We start from the raw sequence: 15,585 nt of genomic DNA, 5'->3' as shown, positions 1-15,585 counted from the left end.
GGACATGGAAACTCCGGGGGGACATGGGGGAGGGGAGAGAAAATGCTTACATCCATCCGGATGAAGCGATATATTATCTTCGCGTTAACGCAAGGTCGCTGGCAAGCCCTATCGGTAATCAGCTCATGGCCAAGCGCGATATCCCCAGCGGTGCAATGGATGCCACCGTATTTCCTGTTTCCGGAGGTTTTCCATGAAGTTGCACGCTGTTGTCCTTCCCTTGCTGCTGTGCGTTGCCGGCACCGCCATTGCCGCGTCGCCGGCCAAGCCCCCGACCGAACCGCCCGCCAGCGCCGCGTTGCACGGCGATGCGCAGCGTCCGGCCGAGGCTGCCGGCTGGGTGCGCAGCGAGCTGTACTTCGGTGTGGGCGAGGAGAGCGGCGTGTCCGCGCGCGCGCAGACCGAAGCGATCAGCGATGCGCAGTGGAAGGCGTTCCTCGACAAGGAAGTGACGCCGCGCTTCCCGGACGGCCTGACCGTGTTCGATGCCTACGGCCAGTGGCTGTTCCGTGGCGCGCCCGAGCCGAACCGCCTGCGCACCAAGGTGCTGGTGGTGCTGCATGAAGACACCCCGCAGCGACGCAACGACATCGAAGCCATCCGCCTGGCCTGGAAGCAGGCCACCAAGCACCAGTCGGTGCTGTGGGCGAAACAGGCGGTGGAGGTTTCGTTCTGATCACCGTCGGATCGGCTAGCCTGCGCGCCTGTCCCCGTTACTGACGGCCTGCCTGATGACGCAACCGAACTCCGCTCTCCGCCGTCCTGCACGCGGCCTGCTGCTTGCAGGCATGGCGCTGCTGACCCCGTGCGCGTTTGCCGCCGAGGACAGCGAGATCCGCTTCGAAGTCACGCCAGGTGTGGCCGCGCACGCACGGTTGCTCGAAGACGGCCGCATCGAGGTCGGCACCAATCGTTCCCCCCGCCGCCAGCAGTTGCAGGCGGCTTCGGACGAGGAGGGCCATTCGCGGTTGGGCCACGCCGATTACAACTTCGATGGGTTTCAGGACCTGGACTCCAGCGCCACGCTGGGGCAGGTGAACGAATCGGTTGTCGTGTATCTCTATGATCCCGCCGGCGGCACGTTCCGCGCGCTGCCCGCGCCCAGCGGCGCCAACCTCAACTGCGACGGTTTCTGGTCGCTGCAGCCGGATCCGGCATCCCGCACCCTGACCAGCAGCTGCCGCAGCGGGCCGATGTGGTACACCGACATCTACCGCTTCAACGGGCCGACGCTCTACCTGTTCCGCACCATGCGCACCGCGTTCGTGGACACCGAGCAGTTGGCGCGCGTGCTGGCGGTGGATGCGGCCCAGGACATGGACGTACCGGCGGTCTGGAGCACCCACGACCCTTCCGGCAAGATGCTGGAGCACGCGATCGGCAACGGCCTGGAAGCACCCGATTCCAACGTGCCATTGAAGGGCCGCAGTGCAAGCGTCATCCCGGTGCGGTTGCCGCTGTACAGCCGTTCCGGCGATGCCGCCACCCGGCGCTACCTGGTCAAGGGTGACAAGGTGGAACTGCTGGATGTGGCCGATGACTGGCTGCAGGTGCGTTACCAGAATCCCGCGCGCGGCCCGATCCTGGGCTGGGTCAAACTGGCCGAGCAGCCATGAGCCTTCTTCTCTCCAACCTTTCCCGCTGGCGCTGACCGCACCGGCCCTGCAGACGATATCCCCATGAATTCCCCCGCATCCTCAACATCGCGCGCGCGCTGGTTCGTCGCCGGTGACCTCAATGGCTTCTTCGGCCTGGTGGTCGACAACCTGTCCATCCTCGGTTTCATCGCGATGGCACTGGTGGGCATCTTCCAGTTCCCGGCCGACGTGGTGTTCGGCCGCATGTTCCCCGGCACGGCGTTTGGCGTGCTGATCGGCAATTTGATGTACACGCTGATGGCGCATCGCCTGGCGGCACGCAGCGGTCGCGATGACGTCACCGCGATGCCGTTGGGGCTGGATGCGCCGACCAGCATCGGTATGGCGCTGCTGGTGCTGGGCCCGGCCTTTGTCGGCTTCAAGCAGTTGGGCATGGACCCGCACGCGGCGGCGATGGCCACCTGGAAGCTGGGTATGGCTTCGCTGGTGGTGATGGGCCTGCTCAAACTGGTGCTGTCCTTTGTCGGCGATGCGGTCACCCGGCATGTGCCGCGCGCGGCGCTGCTGGGTTCCATCGGCGGCGCGGCGCTGACGCTGCTGGGCTTCCTGCCGTTGATCGAAAGCATGCGCCAGCCGCTGGTCGGCCTGGTGACACTGGGGGTGCTGCTGTACGTGCTGGTCGCGCGCGGCGTGGTGCCGCTGCGGCTGCCGGGCGTGTTGTTCTCGCTGCTGGTGGGCGTGGCGCTGTACTACGGCCTGGGTGCGGCCGGCGCGCTGACCGGCTTCCAGTGGCCGCCCGCGATTTCGTTCGCTGTCGCGTTGCCGCTGCCGTCGCTGGGCTTTGTCGAAGGCCTGCCGTTGACCGTGCCGTACCTGTCGTTGCTGCTGCCGTTCGGCCTGCTGATGGTGGTGGGCGGCATCAATGTGGCCGAGAGCGCACGCGCCGCAGGCGATGACTACCGCACCCGCGACGTGCTGTTGGTCGAGGCCATCGCTACGTTGGTAGCCGGTGTCTGTGGCGGTGTGGCGCAGACCACGCCCTATATCGGGCAACCGGCCTACAAGCGGTTGGGCGCGCGCACCGGTTACACGCTGCTGACCGGTCTGTTCATCGGCATCGGCGGCATGCTGGGCGTGGTCGCGGGGCTGGTGCAGTGGCTGCCGGTGGCGGTGCTGGCGCCGATCATCGTGTTTGTCGGCCTGGACATCACCGTGCAGGCGTTCCAGCAGACCAAGCGCGAGCATGCGATCGCCGTGGCGCTGGCGTTCCTGCCGGCCATCGCCTATCTGATCAACATCAAGTTCGGCACCTGGGTAAGCCCGGAAGCGGCCGCCACGCTGTATGCCGCTGTCGATGGCCATGGTCTGTCGGATGTGGCTACGCTGCAGTTGCTGGGCAACGGTTTCATCATCAGCGCGATGCTGTGGGCCGCAGCCCTGGTAGCCCTGATCGAGCGCCGCCCCGGTGTGGCGGTGAGCCTGCTGCTGGCAGCGGCCGTGCTCAGTGTGTTCGGGGTGATCCATTCCACCGATCCGCGCGGCGGCATCTATCTGCCGTGGCAGCTGGAAGGGCTGCGTCAGTCGATCACGTTGCAGGTGAGCGCCGCCTACGCGGTGCTGGCGCTGGTGATCGGCCTGATGTCGCTGCAGAAGCCGCGCTGAAGCGGATCAGTTGAACCGGCGGGGAACCCGTCGGGATTGCCCGGGTCAGACCATCACATGCAACCAAGGTGCAAGTGATGGAAAAGCGCAAAGCAATCGTGTGGCCATGGGTCGTGGTGGGGGTTGTCGCTGTGGGCGGCGCGGGATGGTGGTTGTTCCGTGATGACGTGGCGCAGCTGCGTCAGCCAGCGCCGGCGACAACGCCGCCGCAGGATGCCAATGCGGCCCCGGCAGGCCCCCCGTCGACCGTGCCGGCACAAGCCGCCGGGCCGCGCCATCCACTGGAAGCGGCTGCCGATGCGGCGCTGCCGGCGCTGGCGGATAGCGATGAGCAGGCGTGGCAGGCGTTGAGCGGGCTGCTGCCGGGCGAGGCCCTGTCCCTGCTGCTGCGCGAGCACCTGATCCAGCGCATGGTGGTGCACGTGGACAATCTGACCCAGCCGAGCATGCCCAGCGCAGCGATGGCGCTTCGGCCGGTCCCCGGCACCGCGGTGCTGGAAGCGGGCACCACCGGCGGTGAACAGTTGGCCGCCGCCAATGCCGCCCGTTATGCACCGTGGGTGGATGCCTTTACCCGGGCCGATGCGTCGGCCATCGCAGCGGCCTATGTGCGCTTCTACCCCTTGGTGCAGCAGGCATACCGTGACATCGGCCATCCCGATGGCCATTTCAATGATCGGCTGGTAACGGTGATCGACCACCTGCTGCAGACGCCCGAACCGGCGCGGCCACTGGCGGTCGAGCCGGATGGCAAGGGCAGGTACCGCTTCGTCGATCCGGCGCTGCAGTCGCTGTCGGTGGGGCAGAAGGCGCTGCTGCGCATGGATGCGACGCAGCAACAGGCGGTCAAGCAGCAGTTGCGCGCGCTCCGGGCAGCGGTGACACGCGGCTGAGCATCGCTTGTGCTTGCGTGGGATCAATGCAGGGTCAAGCTGGCTGGCGATACTGGAGTGGAAGTCGTGATTGCAGCTGAATGAGGGAGCTTGTCACCCTTGAATCACACCGTTGCAACCGCATCTGAATCAGTATCGCCAGACAGTGCTGGCTCCCAGACATTGAGGAAGAAGACCCATGCGGATGGATAAGCTCACCTCCAACTTCCAGAAGGCGCTGTCCGACGCGCAGTCTCTGGCCGTTGGCCGCGACAACAACATCATCGAACCGGTGCATGTGCTCAGCGCACTGCTCGACCAGACTGGCGGCAGCAGCCGTCCGTTGCTGGCCCAGGCCGGCGTCAACGTGCCGGTATTGCGCGAGCGGCTGGCCGAATCGCTGGACGCATTGCCCAAGGTATCCGGCCAGGCCGGCAACCTGTCGATGGGCAATGACCTGAGCCGCCTGCTCAACAACACCGACAAGCTGGCCCAGCAGCACAACGATCAGTTCATCGCCAGCGAGTGGTTCCTGCTGGCGGCTGTGGATGACGGTGGCGCGGCCGGCATGGCGCTGCGTGCGGCCGGTGCCGACAAGAAAAAGATCGAAGCCGCCATCGACAAGCTGCGCGGCGGCGAAACCGTGCAGAGCGAAAACGCCGAAGAACAGCGCCAGGCGCTGGAGAAGTACACCATCGACCTGACCGCGCGTGCCGAAAGCGGCAAGCTTGATCCGGTGATCGGCCGCGACGAGGAAATCCGCCGCACCATCCAGGTGCTGCAGCGTCGCACCAAGAACAACCCGGTGCTGATCGGCGAACCCGGCGTGGGCAAGACCGCGATTGTCGAAGGCCTGGCCCAACGCATCATCAACGACGAAGTGCCCGAAGGCCTGCGTGGCAAGCGCGTGCTCTCGCTGGACATGGGCGCGTTGATCGCCGGTGCCAAGTTCCGTGGCGAATTCGAGGAGCGGCTGAAGGCCGTGCTCAGCGATCTGTCCAAGAACGAAGGCCAGATCATCCTGTTCATCGACGAGCTGCACACCATGGTCGGCGCCGGCAAGGGCGAAGGCGCGATGGATGCGGGCAACATGCTCAAGCCGGCATTGGCGCGTGGTGAGCTGCATTGCATCGGCGCGACCACGCTGGACGAGTACCGCCAGTACATCGAAAAGGATGCCGCGCTGGAACGCCGTTTCCAGAAGGTGTTCGTGGGCGAGCCGACGGTGGAAGACACCATCGCGATCCTGCGCGGGCTCAAGGAGCGCTACGCAGTGCATCACGGCGTGGAGATCACCGACCCGGCCGTCGTTGCCGCCGCGACGCTGTCGAACCGCTACATCACCGACCGTCAGCTGCCGGACAAGGCCATCGACCTGATGGATGAAGCCGCCTCGCGCATTCGCATGGAAATCGATTCCAAGCCGGAGGAGCTTGATCGTCTGGAGCGTCGTCTGATCCAGCTCAAGATCCAGCGCGAGATGTTGAAGAAGGAGAAGGACGAGGCCTCGCGCAAGCGCCTGGCTGACCTTGAAACCGATATCGACACGCTGGAGCGTGAGTTCTCCGATCTCAACGAAATCTGGAAGTCGGAGAAGGCGGCGCTGCAGGGCGCGACCAAGATCAAGGAACAGGTGGAGCGTGCCAAGCTGGACCTGGAGGCTGCACAGCGCCGGCAGGATTTCGCCAAGATGAGCGAGATCCAGTACGGCGTGCTGCCCAACCTGGAAAAGCAGCTGGCTGCCGCGCAGGAAGTGGAGCGCAAGGACTTCCGGCTGGTGCAGGACAGGGTGACCGACGAGGAAATCGCCGAGGTCGTCTCGCGCTGGACCGGCATTCCGGTCAGCAAGATGCTGGAAGGCGAGCGCGACAAGTTGCTGCGCATGGAAGACATGCTGCACAACCGTGTGGTCGGCCAGGAAGAGGCGATCCGCGTGGTCTCCGATGCGGTGCGTCGTTCGCGCGCGGGGCTGTCTGATCCGAACCGCCCGAGTGGCTCGTTCCTGTTCCTTGGCCCGACCGGCGTGGGCAAGACCGAGTTGACCAAGGCCTTGGCGGACTTCCTGTTCGACTCGCCCGACGCGATGGTGCGCATCGACATGAGTGAGTTCATGGAGAAGCACAGCGTGTCGCGCCTGATCGGCGCGCCTCCGGGCTACGTGGGCTACGAAGAAGGTGGCTACCTGACCGAAGCGGTGCGTCGCCGCCCGTACAGCGTGATCCTGCTGGACGAAGTGGAGAAAGCGCATCCGGATGTGTTCAACATCCTGCTGCAGGTGCTGGACGACGGTCGCCTGACCGACGGTCAGGGCCGTACCGTGGACTTCCGCAACACCGTCATCGTGATGACCTCGAACTTGGGCTCGCACCAGATCCAGGACATGAGCGGTGACGACAGCCCGGAGGCCTACACGCAGATGAAGGCAGCGGTGATGGGGGTGGTGCAGGCGCACTTCCGTCCGGAGTTCATCAACCGTCTGGACGACATTGTCGTGTTCCATCCGCTGGACAAGCAGCAGATCAAGCAGATCGCGCGCATCCAGATGCGTGGCCTGGAGAAGCGGCTGGGCGAGCGTGGATTGGCACTGGAAGTGTCCGACTCGGCGTTCGATGTGCTGAGCAACGTCGGCTTCGACCCGGTCTATGGCGCGCGCCCGTTGAAGCGTGCGATCCAGGCGCAGCTGGAGAACCCGTTGGCGCAGAAGATCCTGTCCGGCGAGTTCGTCAGCGGCGACACGATCAAGGTGGAAGCCGGTGGTGGCGGGCATCTGCAGTTTGGCAAAGGCTGAAAGCTAAAAGCTGCCCTCACCCCAACCCCCGCTCCGCGCCCCGGCCCTTGCGTTGACGCAAGGGCGTTCGGGGGGCCGCGAACCTTCTGTTCGCAAGCAGTCCCCCTCACCCCGTACACGGGAGAGGGGCTTTTTTTTTGTGACCTGACAGATGGCTCTCCTGCATGCAGCGGAGGGGCCTTTACAAGCAATCCGGCAGATGGCTCCCCTCTCCCGCGTGCGGGAGAGGGGTAGGGGTGAGGGCGCTTTTGAGCCTTTGAACCAACAAGAATCACCTCATTCCAACGACTCACAAGTAACCACTGCAACCGTTCCCGGCAAGGCGCATGCATTGGGCTAAGGTCAGCGATTCTCTACTTCGCGTGAGCCTCCCGATGACCGATCCACAGTGGAAGCCTGAAACCATCGCCGTGCATGGCGGCTATTCGCCCGATCCCACCACCCGTGCGGTGGCGGTACCGATCTACCAGACCGTTGCCTATGCCTTCGACGATACCCAGCACGGTGCCGATCTGTTTGATCTGAAGGTGCAGGGCAACATCTACACCCGCATCATGAACCCGACCACCGATGTGCTGGAAAAGCGCATCGCTGCGTTGGAAGGTGGCATCGGTGCGCTGGCGCTGGCCTCCGGGCAGGCGGCCATCACCTACGCCATCCAGACCATCGCCGAGGCCGGCGACAACATCCTCGCTTCCAGCGCGCTGTATGGCGGCACCTACAACCTGTTCGCGCACACGTTGCCGCAGTTCGGCATCCAGACCCGCTTCGCCGACTACCGCGATCCGCAGGCCTTCGCCGCGTTGATCGACGAACGCACCAAGGCGGTGTTCGTCGAGTCGATCGGCAACCCGCGCGGCAATGTCACCGACATCGAAGCCATCGCCAAGATTGCGCATGCGCACGGCGTGCCGGTGATCGTCGACAACACCGTGGCGACCCCGTATCTGCAGCGCTCATTCGATTTCGGCGCCGACATCGTCGTGCATTCGCTGACCAAGTATCTGGGCGGTCACGGCACCAGTCTGGGTGGCGCGATCGTGGATTCAGGCCGTTTCCCCTGGGCCGAGCACAAGGACCGCTTTCCGCGCCTCAATACGCCGGATGTGAGTTACCACGGTGTGGTCTATACCGAGGCGTTGGGGCCGGCGGCGTTCATCGGCCGTGCGCGCGTGGTGCCGCTGCGCAACATGGGCGCGGCGATTTCGCCATTCAATGCGTTCCAGATCCTGCAGGGCATCGAGACGCTGGCACTGCGCATGGATCGCATCAACAGCAACACGCTGGCGGTGGCGCATTACCTGCAGAAGCACGCCAAGGTCGCGTGGGTGAACTACGCCGCACTGCCGGATCATCCCGAGCACGCGCTGGTGCAGAAGTATCTGCGCGGGCATGGTTCGGGTGTGCTGACGTTCGGCTTGCCGGGTGGGCGTGAGGCCGGGGCGCGATTCCTGGATGCCCTGCAGTTGTTCACGCGGCTGGTGAATCTGGGTGATGCGAAGTCGCTGGCGACGCATCCGGCTTCCACCACGCACCGGCAGTTGGATGCGGTGGAGTTGGAGAAAGCGGGTGTGACGCTGGATACGGTGCGGCTGTCGGTGGGCATCGAGCATATCGATGACTTGCTGGCCGATCTGGAGCAGGCGCTGGGCAAGGCTTGAAGAAACAGATCAAAAGCTGCCCTCACCCCAATCCCTCTCCCGCTTGCGGGAGAGGGGCTAGTTCACTACGAGCCGCCGCATTCCGAGCTCCTCTCCCGTTTACGGGAGAGGAGCTGGTGGACTACGAGCCGATGCATTCCGAGCCCCTCTCCCGCAAGCGGGAGAGGGGTTGGGGTGAGGGGAAGCTTCTAGCAAGCAGTCCAAACAAGCCTCACCAAGCAACCGTAAACCGCTCGCCCACATGCTTCGGCGCTTCCAGCTCATCAACCACCGCCAGCGCCAGATCAGCCGCGCTGATGGTGCCCGGGCCGTCACCGGTGTTCAGCGGCGTGTCGCCGCCGACGCGGTACTTGCCGGTTCGCTCGCTCGGGCCGCCGGCGTGGAAGGCGACTGGCGGGCTGAGCTGGGTCCAGTCCAGCGTAGATTCCTGCTTCAGTTCGGTCAGGCCATCGCGTGCGGCGCTGGCGCCGGGGTAGATCGCGGCCGGGAAGTTGGGCGAATCCACCAGTTGGGTGCCATCCGGCGCATACAGGCTGCCGGCGCCACCAATCACGATGTAGCGCTTCACGCCTGCGGCCTTGGTGCCCGCCACGATCGCGCGGGTGCCGCTCATGAAGTCCTGGTAGATGTCCGGGTTGGCCCAGCCGGGGTTGAACGCGCTGATCACCGCGTCATTGCCGGCGACGGCGGCCTGCACCCGGGCGGCGTCCTGCACGTCGGTCTTGATCACATGGAGGTTCGGGCGGGCGGCCAGCTTGTCCGGGTTGCGGACCAGCGCGGTGACATCGTGGCCACGGGCCAGCAGTTCTTCCAGCAGGGCATTGCCGACGAAACCGGTGGCGCCAATCAGTGCGACTTTCATGGGGATTCCTGAGGTTGGTTGGGACTGGCGACAGTGTCCGCTGCCGGGGGTGAAGGCGGCAGTCGTTCAAACCCACAATCACCTTGAAGCCATGCTTCACAATGGCCGCAAAGGAGGTGGCCGATGGACAGCTTCAAACGCATGGCCCTGTTTGCCCAGGTGGTGCAGCACGGTTCGTTGAGTGCGGCGGCGCGCGCACTGGGCATGAGCACTTCGGCGGTCAGCCAGCAGCTGCGTGCGCTGGAGCGCGATGCCGGCGTACCGCTGCTGCATCGCTCGACCCGCCGGCTGGCGCTGACCGATGTGGGCAGCCGCTACTACGCGGCCTGTGCGCGCCTGCTGGATGCCGCCGGCGAGGCGCAGGCCGAACTGTCCGCCGCGCGTGAAGCACCCAGCGGCGAGCTGCGTCTGTCGGCACCGTTGGGCATGGCCGATCACATCGGCCCGGCGTTGGGCGCCTGGCTCAGAGAGCACCCGCAGCTGCGCGTCCATCTGTACTTCGAGGATGGCTGGACCGATCTGCTGCAGGCCCGTATCGACGTGGCGCTGCGTTTCGGCCAGCTGCCCGACAGCGACTGGATGGCGCAGCGGATCGGCAGTCTGCAGCGCTGGCCCTGCGCCGCGCCGTCATGGTTGCAGGCGCATGACATGCCGGATGATCCGTTGCAGGTGCCGGCCGGTGAGTGGCTGGGGTTGCCGCAGATGCCGGGTCTGGCGTGGCGTCATTCCCGCTCGGGTGAGGAACGGCTGGTTCCCGCGCATCCGCGCATCGTCAGCCAGAACCAGCCGGCGGTACGACAGTTGTGCACCTCCGGCCTGGGCGTGGCAGTGCTGACCTGCGTGGACGTGGCGCCGCTGCTGGACAGCGGTGCGCTGCTGCGGCTGTTGCCAGAGTGGGAGGTGCCGCCGCTGCCGGTCTGGGCGGTGACGCCGCATCGGCAGACCCAACCGGCCAAAGTGAAGCAGGCCATCGGTTTGCTGCAGGCCTACCTTGCCCGCGTGCCGGGTGGCAATGGCGCAGAAGCGCAAGATCGGGAACGCGGCGGGTGAGTGATCGCGCTCGAATATGGCAACCGACACACATGGAGAACACGGATGAAAGCGCAAGCCTCGCACCTGCCGAAACTGGACCGCGTCATCGCCAGCCTGCAACAGGCTGTTGCCAGCGGCGGACCCTTGCCCGATCTTGATGCGCTGGCGGCAGTGGCGCATTACTCGCCCTACCATTTTCACCGCGTGTATCGCGCCATGACCGGCGAAACCGTCGGACGCACCGTGCAGCGGCTGCGCCTGCTCAAGGCATTGCAGCGTCTGAGCGAAAGCGATGCCAGTGTGACCGAGATCGCTCTGCTGGCCGGTTACGACACGCCGCAGGCCTTGGCCCGGGTGTTGCGCGAAACACTGGATGCCAGTCCCACCGAACTGCGGTCCGATCCGGCGCTGTTGGCGCGACACATGCAGCAACTGTCGCGTCCGGCCTTGGCAACGGCCGAGCGGATGGCGCCATTGAGCGTGGAAGTCATGACGCTGGAACCCTTTGAAGTGGTCGCACTGCGCGCGCAAGGTGCGTTTGACGACCTGGATGGCAGCTTCGGGGAGTTGTTCGGCTGGGCGGCCGAGCAGGGCCTGGTTGAACACCTGCAGCAGTTGATCGGCTTCCCGCTGGGCGATCACCGCGAATTGCCGGCCGAGGAGCTGCTGTTTGATTGCGCAGTGACATTGGATGCCGAGTTGCCGCAACTGCCAGCGCCACTGCAGCGGTTGCAGGTAGCCGGAGGCACGATGGCCCGGCTGCGGCATGTGGGCAGCTACGGCCAGCTGGAGGACGCGACCGACTGGCTGTTGTCGCAATGGTTGCCGGGCAGTGGACACGCTTTGCGCGAGGCCCCGTTGCATTACCACTTCCTGGATGACCCCGAGCACACGCCCGAAGCCATCCTGCGTGCTGATGTCTACGTACCGCTGGTCGCTGCGGGAGGCTGAGCCGCACCCGGGCGCAGGCTGCGGTAGGGCGGGGTCGCCATGATCATTTCCGCCAGCGAATACGCCAGCTCGCGCTCGGCCATCACCGTGCCATCGGCGCCGTGCGCCAGCAGGTGCTTCACTTCGGCATCGCTGTGCGCACGGGCCAGCAAGGTGAGGTTGGGGTTGATGGCGCGCAGCTTGGCCAGTGCCTCGCCCGATTCGAGCGGCTGCGGAATGGCCAGGACCGCGATCTTGGCGCGCTCGGGGTGGGCTTCGGCCAGCACCTTGTCGGCGGCAGCGCTACCGCGGATACCGGGGATGCCTGCCGCATGTGCACGTTCGACATGCTCACGGTTGTCGTCGATCACCAGCACCGGTACGCCGCGATCGCGCAGCACCTGCGCCAGCTCACTGCCGACACGGCCGTAACCGACCACGATGGCGTGGTCATGCAGCTCCAGCGACGGGCCCGGGGGGACATCAGGAACTTCCGGTTCCGGCGTGGTTTCCTTGTGACGTGCCTGCCAGCGGTCAAGCAGGCCGAACACCAGCGGGTTGAGCATGATCGACACCAGCGCGCCGGCCAGCACCAGCGACTGGCCCTCCGGCGGCAGGATCTTCAGGGCAACGCCGAGGCCGGCGATGATGAAGGCGAATTCGCCGATCTGCGCCAGCGAGGCGGAGATGGTCAGCGCGGTGCCCTTGCTGTGGCCGAACGCGCGGACGATGAAGAACGCGGCGGCCGACTTGCCGAACATGATGATCGCTACCGTTGCCAGCACCTGCCACGGGTGCTCGACGATGATCGCCGGGTTGAACAGCATGCCCACCGAAACAAAGAACAGCACCGCGAATGCATCGCGCAGCGGCAGCGAGTCGTGCGCGGCCTTGTGGCTGAGTTCGGACTCGTTGAGCATCATGCCGGCGAAGAACGCACCCAGTGCGAACGACACGCCGAACAGCGCGGCCGCGCCGAACGCAACGCCGAGCGCGATGGCCAGCACGCACAGCGTGAACAGTTCGCGCGAGCCGGTACCTGCCACTTTTTCCAGCACCCACGGAATCACCCGGCGGCCGACCACCAGCATCACCGCCACGAACAGGCCCAGCTGCACGAAGGTCCAACCGATGGAGGCGAGCAGGCCGGTGAGCGAAAGGGGTTTGCCAGAGGCTTCCGGACCGAACACCTCGGCGATCACCGGCATCATCACCAGTGCCAGCACACAGGCCAGGTCTTCGACGATCAACCAGCCCACCGCGATCTTGCCGCGCGTGGTCTCCAGCAGGCGCCGCTCTTCCATGGCCCGCAGCAGCACCACGGTGGACGCGGTAGCCAGCGAGAAACCGAAGATCACGCCATGCAAGGTCGGCCAACCCATCAATGCCGCCACACCCCAGCCCAGCAGGGTAGCGACCAGGATCTGGCCGATGGCGCCGGGGATGGCGATCGCCTTGACCTCCATCAGGTCCTTCAGCGAGAAGTGCAGGCCCACGCCGAACATCAGCAGCATCACGCCGATCTCGGCCAACTGATTGGCCAGCGCCTGGTCGGCGACGAAGCCAGGGGTAAACGGGCCGACGATGACACCGGCGATCAGGTAGCCCACCAGCGGCGACAGCCGCAGTTTGTTGGCCAGGGCACCAAACACGAAGGCCAGGCCCAAACCGATGGCAAGCATGTTGATCAGGGCGGTGTCATGGTGCATCGAGGCTCGCTTGTTGGTTCGGGGGCAGCACCCGATTCTAAAGGTGCACCGGTGTACATAGCGGGAAGATTTTGAAAAATCTGGTCTTTTCGACCAACGAGTGGGTGTTGGAATCTAGGCCGATCGCCCTTGGCCGGCCTGACTCTCTTCAATGGATTGGCTCACCTCAGCCCCTTTCCCGGTTACTGGGAGGGGATTGGGGTGTCGCGACCAGTCGTTGCCTGAAACCCTTCATCCGCACGCGGCAGAGGGGCTGAGGTGAGGGCAGAAAAAAAATGCCCCGGTTTCCCGGGGCATCTTCCTTCCACGACGTCAGACCGGATTACCAGGTGTAGCTGATGCGGCCGTAGACGTAGGCGCCGTTGAAGCCGAACGGCGCGTAGTTGCTGTAAGGCAGCATGCCCCAGGTGGAGTTCTGCAGGTCGGCGGTGCGGTCCGGGTACTCGTCCAGCAGGTTGTCCGCGCCCAGGGTCAGCTTCCAGTTCTCGCTGGGCTTGAAGCTGGCCGAGGCATCCAGCACCCACTTGGCGTCGTAGGTCTGGTCGCGGGTGGCGGTGGCCGAGTTGCGCACGGTGAAGCTGCCGTAGCGGGTCGCCGCCAGGCCCAGTTCCCAGCGGTCCGAGCGCCAGGTGCCGCTGACGATGGCCTTGTCACGCGGGAAGCTGTCTTCGATACGGCCGATCTCGTCGCGGCCGATCAGCGACTGGGTGATGCCCAGCGTGCCGAACACTGCCGGCGAACCCATGAACTTCTTCACTTCGGTTTCGTTGTAACTGTACGCAGCGGTCAGTTCCAGCGAGCTGGCGGCGAACGGAAGTGTGTAGCTGGATACGGCATCAACGCCGCGGGTGCGGGTATCCACACCGTTGGTGAAGTACGAGAACGCGGTGACCTGCGGCAAGCCAAGCCCGGCCAGCAGTGAGTTGGCGGCAGCATTGGTGGTGATGTTGGTGGACAGCACGATGCGATCATCGATGTCGATCTGGTACGCATCCACGGTCAGGTACAGGCGATCAGTCGGCTGCAGCACCAGGCCCAGGCTGTAGGAGGTGGAACTCTCGGCCTTCAGCGGGGTGGCGCCCAGTGCCTGTGCGGCGGCGCTGGTGGTGGGGAAGGTGCCACGGTCAACGAACACGCCGTTGATGATGGTACTGGTCACCGCCTGGTAGCTCTGCTGGGCCAGCGACGGTGCACGGAAACCGCTGGAAGCGGTAGCGCGCAGGGCGACTTTGTCGGTGAAGGCGTAACGCGCCGACAGCTTGCCGGAGAACTTGTCGCCGAAGTCGGAGTAGTCCTCGTAGCGACCGGTCAGGCCGGCGGAGAACTTGTCCGTCAGATCCGCTTCCAGGCCGGCGTAGACGGCGTAGTTGTTGCGGTCCTTGTCCACTGCATTGCCCGGCAGGAAGCCGCCAAAGCCCTGCGCGCCGCTGCCGGTGTAGGAGTTCAGTTCGCCGGCGGACTGTTCCCACTTCTCGCGGCGGTACTCACCGCCGAAGGACAGTGTGACCGGGTAGGCCAGACCCCAATCCAGTGCCTTGGTGATGTCGGCGTTGAAGATGTCCTGCTGGTACTTCAGCGTGCCGTCGTAGAACGAGCTCGGGCTGGCCGTGCCGAGGCTGTAGTTGATGCTGTTGCGGGTGTGGAAATCCAGGGTGTTCTCGCCGTGGTTGGCGCTTACATCCCAGGTCCAGCCGCTCTCGGTGCTGCCCTTGACGCCGGCGACCAGCGAGCGGTCCTTGGAGTACTGGTTGATCTGCGGCACGAAGCCGTCCGGGTAGGTCTGCGCCAGCAGCGCGCCCTGGCCGCTGTGGTTGGGCGAGCGGTAGAACGCGAACGAGGTGATGTCGCGGTTGCTCAGCAGCGCGCTGGCATAGCCGGTGATGTTGTCGCTGAAGTTGAAGCTGAGGTTGGCCGAAGCGGCGGTGGCGTCCACGCGCGGATCGCCGACCACGAAGGTCTTCTCGCCGATCGACGGGAAGTTGCCGGTGTTCGGAGTAGTGCCCTGGTAGGGGCCGGCACGGTTGCTTTCGTCCTGCTGGCTGATCTGGCCGGCCACATGCAGGCTGCCACGGCCATCGGCGAAGCTGATGCCGGTGTCGCCGGAGAGCTGGTACTTGTTGCCGTCGCCGGCCGAGTACTGGCCGTAGTCCACCGCCAGGCTGCCGCCGCTGCCACTGCCTTTGAGCACGATGTTGATCACACCGGCGATGGCGTCGGAGCCGTACTGGGCCGAGGCGCCGTCACGCAGTACTTCCACGCGTTCGATGGCGGCGATCGGAATGGCGTTGATGTCCACCGCCGCCGAGCCACGGCCGATGCTGCCGTTGACGTTGATCATGGCCGAGGTATGGCGGCGCTTGCCGTTGACCAGCACCAGCACCTGGTCCGGTGACAGGCCGCGCAGCTGCGCCGGGCGCACGCCACTGGTGCCGTCGGTCAGGGCCGGGCGCGGGAAGTTCAGCGAGGGCCGG

General features: G+C 65.3%; 12 protein-coding genes. 9 read left to right on the top strand and 3 right to left on the bottom strand.

Features of this window, described 5'->3' with window-relative positions; genetic code table 11:
- The 7 genes from ABB26_RS19345 to ABB26_RS16990 form a co-directional block, all read left to right on the top strand.
- On the top strand, positions 1 to 197 hold a 197-nt coding region (locus tag ABB26_RS19345), incomplete at its 5' end, for a hypothetical protein (RefSeq protein ID WP_211261988.1).
- The gene (locus ABB26_RS17015; RefSeq protein ID WP_057635912.1) at positions 194 to 676 is read left to right on the top strand and encodes a DUF3574 domain-containing protein; all 483 of its coding nucleotides are present in this window, start codon (positions 194 to 196) and stop codon (positions 674 to 676) included. The genes ABB26_RS19345 and ABB26_RS17015, both read left to right, overlap by 4 nt.
- Positions 677 to 731: 55 nt before the next feature.
- Positions 732 to 1,616: an XAC2610-related protein gene (locus tag ABB26_RS17010; protein ID WP_152982735.1), complete on the top strand. Its 885-nt coding sequence runs from the start codon at positions 732 to 734 to the stop codon at positions 1,614 to 1,616.
- 63 nt (positions 1,617 to 1,679) lie between these two features.
- A complete protein-coding gene (locus ABB26_RS17005) occupies positions 1,680 to 3,260 on the top strand; it encodes a hypothetical protein (RefSeq protein ID WP_057635910.1) in 1,581 nt (526 codons plus the stop codon).
- 77 nt (positions 3,261 to 3,337) lie between these two features.
- On the top strand, positions 3,338 to 4,153 hold the full coding sequence (locus tag ABB26_RS17000) for a DUF3014 domain-containing protein (protein WP_057635909.1): 816 nt from the start codon (positions 3,338 to 3,340) through the stop codon (positions 4,151 to 4,153).
- Positions 4,154 to 4,331: 178 nt separating this feature from the next.
- A complete protein-coding gene (gene clpB, locus ABB26_RS16995; protein WP_057635908.1) occupies positions 4,332 to 6,920 on the top strand; it encodes an ATP-dependent chaperone ClpB in 2,589 nt (862 codons plus the stop codon).
- Between the two features lie 374 nt (positions 6,921 to 7,294).
- Complete coding sequence (locus tag ABB26_RS16990) at positions 7,295 to 8,581, top strand: O-acetylhomoserine aminocarboxypropyltransferase/cysteine synthase family protein (RefSeq protein ID WP_057635907.1); 1,287 nt, start codon at positions 7,295 to 7,297, stop codon at positions 8,579 to 8,581.
- 211 nt (positions 8,582 to 8,792) lie between these two features.
- Here ABB26_RS16990 and ABB26_RS16985 read toward each other — a convergent pair whose 3' ends face one another.
- The gene (locus tag ABB26_RS16985; protein WP_057635906.1) at positions 8,793 to 9,443 is read right to left on the bottom strand and encodes an NAD(P)-dependent oxidoreductase; all 651 of its coding nucleotides are present in this window, start codon (positions 9,441 to 9,443) and stop codon (positions 8,793 to 8,795) included.
- A 123-nt stretch (positions 9,444 to 9,566) separates the two neighbouring features.
- Between ABB26_RS16985 and ABB26_RS16980 the strand changes: the two genes are divergently transcribed.
- Both ABB26_RS16980 and ABB26_RS16975 read left to right on the top strand, forming a co-directional pair.
- A complete protein-coding gene (locus ABB26_RS16980) occupies positions 9,567 to 10,493 on the top strand; it encodes a LysR family transcriptional regulator (RefSeq protein WP_057635905.1) in 927 nt (308 codons plus the stop codon).
- Positions 10,494 to 10,538: 45 nt separating this feature from the next.
- Positions 10,539 to 11,426, top strand: a complete 888-nt coding sequence (locus ABB26_RS16975; protein ID WP_057635904.1) for an AraC family transcriptional regulator — start codon at positions 10,539 to 10,541, stop codon at positions 11,424 to 11,426.
- Here the strand turns inward: ABB26_RS16975 and ybaL are convergent.
- Both ybaL and ABB26_RS16965 read right to left on the bottom strand, forming a co-directional pair.
- Positions 11,396 to 13,114: a YbaL family putative K(+) efflux transporter gene (ybaL, locus tag ABB26_RS16970; protein WP_057635903.1), complete on the bottom strand. Its 1,719-nt coding sequence runs from the start codon at positions 13,112 to 13,114 to the stop codon at positions 11,396 to 11,398. The genes ABB26_RS16975 and ybaL overlap by 31 nt on opposite strands.
- A gap of 322 nt (positions 13,115 to 13,436) precedes the next feature.
- The coding region (locus ABB26_RS16965) for a TonB-dependent receptor (RefSeq protein WP_057635902.1) at positions 13,437 to 15,585 on the bottom strand (2,149 nt) is incomplete at its 5' end.

The sequence above is a fragment of the Stenotrophomonas humi genome (genome assembly GCF_001431415.1).
In the GTDB taxonomy this organism is placed as follows: domain Bacteria; phylum Pseudomonadota; class Gammaproteobacteria; order Xanthomonadales; family Xanthomonadaceae; genus Stenotrophomonas; species Stenotrophomonas humi.
The sequence above is the reverse complement of the archived record's forward strand: the minus strand, read 5'-3'. Positions and strand labels throughout refer to the sequence as shown.

Bases quoted from the DNA above. Each gene is read 5' to 3' on its own strand.
- ABB26_RS16985 (WP_057635906.1), bottom strand. From the start codon at position 9,443: ATGAAAGTCGCACTGATTGGCGCCACCGGTTTCGTCGGCAATGCCCTG.
- ABB26_RS16980 (WP_057635905.1), top strand. From the start codon at position 9,567: ATGGACAGCTTCAAACGCATGGCCCTGTTTGCCCAGGTGGTGCAGCAC.
- clpB (WP_057635908.1), top strand. From the start codon at position 4,332: ATGCGGATGGATAAGCTCACCTCCAACTTCCAGAAGGCGCTGTCCGAC.
- ABB26_RS16975 (WP_057635904.1), top strand. From the start codon at position 10,539: ATGAAAGCGCAAGCCTCGCACCTGCCGAAACTGGACCGCGTCATCGCC.
- ABB26_RS17005 (WP_057635910.1), top strand. From the start codon at position 1,680: ATGAATTCCCCCGCATCCTCAACATCGCGCGCGCGCTGGTTCGTCGCC.
- ABB26_RS17010 (WP_152982735.1), top strand. From the start codon at position 732: ATGACGCAACCGAACTCCGCTCTCCGCCGTCCTGCACGCGGCCTGCTG.
- ABB26_RS17000 (WP_057635909.1), top strand. From the start codon at position 3,338: ATGGAAAAGCGCAAAGCAATCGTGTGGCCATGGGTCGTGGTGGGGGTT.
- ybaL (WP_057635903.1), bottom strand. From the start codon at position 13,114: ATGCACCATGACACCGCCCTGATCAACATGCTTGCCATCGGTTTGGGC.
- ABB26_RS17015 (WP_057635912.1), top strand. From the start codon at position 194: ATGAAGTTGCACGCTGTTGTCCTTCCCTTGCTGCTGTGCGTTGCCGGC.
- ABB26_RS16990 (WP_057635907.1), top strand. From the start codon at position 7,295: ATGACCGATCCACAGTGGAAGCCTGAAACCATCGCCGTGCATGGCGGC.